Raw genomic sequence first — 4,048 nt, 5'->3', positions numbered from 1 at the left:
CCTCTTCGGTGGCGCGCAGCTCGCCGCGGTAGGCGGCCAGGCGCGCGGCGAGTTCGGCGGCGTTCACCGGCGGGTCCGGGACGCCGAGCGCCATGGCGATGCGTGCCATGTCGGCGACGTAGGCGTCGCGTCCCTCGTCGTCGAGGGGATGCGCCCCGTAGCGCTGATGGGCGCGCAGGAAACTGTCGACCTCGGCGATGTGCACCCAGCACAGCAGATGCGGGTCAGCGGCGGAGTAGGACCGACCGTCGGCGGTCGTGCCGTGCACCGTCTCGTGGACGGCACGTACGCGGTCACAGGCCTCCTGTGCGCTGCGGGCGGGCCCGTAGGTGGTGACGGCCAGGAAGGTGCTGGTCCGCTGCAGCCGTCCCCATGGATCTCCGCGGAAGCCCGAATGCCCGGCCACGGCGGCCATGGCCAGGGGATGGAGCGACTGGAGCAGCAGGGCCGACAGACCTCCGATGAACATCGCGGCGTCCCCGTGCACCCTCCTGACGGGCCGCTCGGGGCCGAACCAGCGGGGACCGGGTGTGCCGTGGATGCGCGCCCGGTTGCCCGGGCCCTCCGGACCCGCCACGCGGGAGAAGATCTCCCTGCCGAGCCGGTCACGCAGCGAGGGGCCGCCTTCGGGGAGGAGTCTCCTGGGCATCGCGTCCTCCTGACCAGGGCGACAGACGGATCAGTCTCCTATGACTTCTTCTGCCCCGGTTCGCCTTTCGGAGGCCTCTGCCGGGCACGGCAGCCGGGTGCGGGGCGTGACCGGCTCCACTAGCCTGGACACTGCTCGACGAACGTTCTGCACGTGCGAAAACCTGCGCGTCCACCGCCGGCCGGGTGGCTTCGGCGGCCGCCTTGTACCTGGAAGGCCGAGCCGCGCACCAGGGGACGTCACCTCGCCGGCGGTCGGACGACCTAGGTGGGCGGATCATGAGGACACGGCCCGGGGGTGGGAGCAGGCGCCTGGGGCTGACGAGCACCTCGGTCCTGGCGAGCGGCTTCCTGGCGGTGTTGATCGGTGTCGCGTTCGCCGTCCTGCTGCAAGTCATCGGTGACTCTCGCGGCTTCACGGCCGACGCGAGGGCCTCTCGCGAGGCCATCACCGATGCCGGCACTCTGGAACAGCATCTGATCGACCTGGAAACCGGACAGCGGGGCTTCGTCATCACCCGGGACGAGGCCTTCCTTCAGCCCTGGCAAGCGGCACGGGACAGCTATCCGGCCGAGGCCAGGCGGCTCGTGGCATCGGCGACCTCCCCGGATCAGCGCCGTCTCGCGAGACAGATCAACAGGGACATCGACTCGTTCCTCACGGACTACTCGGTACCTCTGGTCGAGGCGGTCCGGCGGGACGATCCCTCGGCCTCCAGTCCGGCGGCGACGGCTGAGGGCAAGCAGCGGGTGGACGCGCTGCGGGCCCGGTTCAGCGCGTACATCACCGATGAGCGGGCCAAGCTCCAGGAGCGCCAGGACGCCACGGACGCCAGCGCCCAGCGGGCCGTGATCGTGGCGTGTGCGGGGCTCGCCGGACTGACCGCGCTCATCGTCACGCTCACCGTGTTCCAGCACCGGGCCATCGTGCGGCCACTGCGGCGCGCGGCCTCGGCGGCGGGGCGGCTGGCGAACGGCGACCTGGAGGTACGGGTGCCGTCCAGCAGGGTGGCGGAGGTCGCCGCGCTGGCAGCGTCGTTCAACACCATGGCCGCCTCGTTGCAGGAAAGCCGCGAGCGGACCGAGGAAGCCCGTGAGCGTCTGGAGTTCCTGTACAAGCGCCTGGAGCTGCTGTACGGGGCGAGTGTGTCGGTGGGCACCGGGCTGGATGTGGAACAGACGGCCCGCGAGTTGGCGCGGGTGGCGGTTCCGGAGTTCGCCGACTTCACCACCGTCGACCTGCTGGAACCGGTCCTGCGCGGCGACGAGCCGACCGCCGGAGTCGACACGCGGCTGCGCCGGGTGGCCGCGGACGGGGTCCGGGACGATGCCCCCTTGCTGGGTCTGGCAGCCCTGCCGGACCTGACCTCGCCCCCGCCCGAGGCCCGGGGGCCGCTCTCCGGGCGGGCCAGGCTCGACGCGGACCTGCGTGACAGCACCGAGTGGGCGTCGGAGCAGCCGGAGGCGGCGGCGCGCGTCCTCGCGTACGGCATCCACTCCAGGATCAGGACACCGTTGCAGGCCAGAGGGGTGACGCTGGGCACGGTGGATTTCTGGCGCAGCCGACCCGATCCCTTCGGGCCCGACGATGTGGCCTTCGCCGAGGAGCTGGCTGCCAAGGCGGCGGTAGCCGTCGACAACGCGCGCCGCTTCACCCGGGAGCGGTCCACCGCGCTGGCCCTGCAGCGTCACCTGCTGCCGCAGCGCCTGCCCTACCAGACGGCCGTGGAGGTGGCCTCCCGCTACCTGCCCGCCTGGACACGGACCGGGGTCGGCGGTGACTGGTACGACGTGATCCCGCTGTCGGGCAGCCGGGTCGCCCTGGTCGTCGGGGACGTCGTCGGACACGGTCTCCAAGCCTCCGCGGCCATGGGCCGGCTGCGCACCGCCGTGCGCACGCTGGCCGATGTCGACCTGCCGCCCGACGAACTGCTCACCCACCTCGACGACCTCATCCTGCACCTCTCCGAAGGCGAACCCCTGCCCGGCGGACCCGGAGACGACGAAGGGGCGCACGACCTCGGGTTCTCCTCGGCCGACCTCGGTGCCACCTGCCTGTACGCGGTGTACGACCCGGTCTCCCGCCGGTGCACGCTGGCCACGGCCGGGCACCCGATGCCCGCCGTCCTGGCTCCGGACGGCACGGCGCACGTCGTCTCCGGTCATGTCGGCCCCCCGCTGGGGATCGGCAGCCTGCCCTTCGAAGCCACAGATCTGGAACTGGACGCCGGGAGTGTGCTCGCCCTGTACACCGACGGCCTCGTCGAGGCGCGCCACCGGGACATCGACGTCGGGCTGGCCGAGTTGTGCCGCGCCCTGGAGCGGCCCGCGGAGTCTCTGGAGGAAGCCTGTGACACCGTGATCGGATCCCTGCTCACCGACCGGGCCGCCGACGACGTGGCGCTGCTGCTGGCCCGGACCCGCGCTCTGCCGTCGGACCATGTCGCGACGTGGCAGATCCCGGCGGAGCCGGTCCAGGTGGAGCGCGCGCGCAAGCTGGTCGTCGAGCAGCTCGACGCCTGGGGGCTGACGGAGGCGACGTTCGTCATCGAACTGGTGGTGAGCGAGCTGGTCACCAACGCCATCCGTTACGGGCAACCGCCGATCCAGCTCCGGCTCATCCGCGATCACACGCTGATCTGCGAGGTGTCCGACACCAGCAGCACCGCGCCGCATCTGCGGCGTGCCCGGGCCTTCGACGAGGGCGGGCGCGGACTGCTCCTCGTCGCCCAGCTCACCCAGGGCTGGGGCACCCGGCAGACGACCACGGGCAAGACCATCTGGTGCGAGCAGGCGCTGCCCGCGTCGTGACGGCGCCATGGGCCGGTGGATCAGGCCAGGGGGGCCGGTCGGGGTGCCGAACAGGTGCGTTACATTTTGCTGTTCCTTGACCGCGATCATTCACGATCTCTCACGCTACGGAGCCGCCCACCCATGAGCGACATCGTCAACGGACTTGGCAGGGCCACCGCTTACGGCGGACTCGGACTGGTTCTGCTGGTCCTCGGCATCGTCCTGGTCGACGTGCTCACGCCCGGAAAGCTGGGCCGGCAGATCTGGGAACAGCGCAACCGCAACGCCGCCATGGTGCTCAGCTCCGCGCTGCTCGGTATCGGTGGCATCGTGTTCACGTCCATCTGGACGACCTACGAGGACTTCGGCAAGGGACTGGTCTCGACCGCCGCGTTCGGGCTGCTGGGTCTGGTGATGATGGCCGTGGCGTTCCTGGTGGTGGACCTGATCACGCCGGGGCGCCTGGGCGCGGCGCTGGTCGAGCCGGAGCCGCACCCCGCGGTCTGGGTGACGGCGTCCTGCAATCTCGCTGTGTCGGCCATCCTGTCGGCGTCCATCGCCTGACGCGGATCTCCCGACGAGCGGTCCTGTCGGCCCCCTGCCGGAC

3 protein-coding genes are annotated in these 4,048 nt (G+C 71.4%); 2 read left to right on the top strand and 1 reads right to left on the bottom strand.

All coding sequences use genetic code 11. From position 1 onward, the window contains the following. Positions 1-649: oxygenase MpaB family protein (locus tag ACFTZL_RS42140; RefSeq protein WP_382595079.1), on the bottom strand; the 649-nt coding region annotated here is incomplete at its 3' end. Positions 650-927: 278 nt separating this feature from the next. On the opposite strand from ACFTZL_RS42140, the gene ACFTZL_RS42135 reads away from it, so the two are divergent. Then, entirely contained in the window at positions 928-3,459 is a 2,532-nt protein-coding gene (locus tag ACFTZL_RS42135) for a SpoIIE family protein phosphatase (protein ID WP_382595076.1), read from the top strand. Positions 3,460-3,582: 123 nt separating this feature from the next. After that, positions 3,583-4,005 carry a DUF350 domain-containing protein gene (locus tag ACFTZL_RS42130; RefSeq protein WP_184598941.1) on the top strand — a complete coding sequence of 141 codons (423 nt, stop codon included), beginning with the start codon at positions 3,583-3,585 and terminating at the stop codon, positions 4,003-4,005. Positions 4,006-4,048: the final 43 nt, after the last annotated feature.

This window comes from Streptomyces sp. NPDC056948, assembly GCF_042674225.1.
GTDB lineage: Bacteria > Actinomycetota > Actinomycetes > Streptomycetales > Streptomycetaceae > Streptomyces > Streptomyces purpurascens.
Note: the sequence above shows the minus strand (reverse complement) of the source record. Positions and strands in the feature narration are given on the sequence as shown.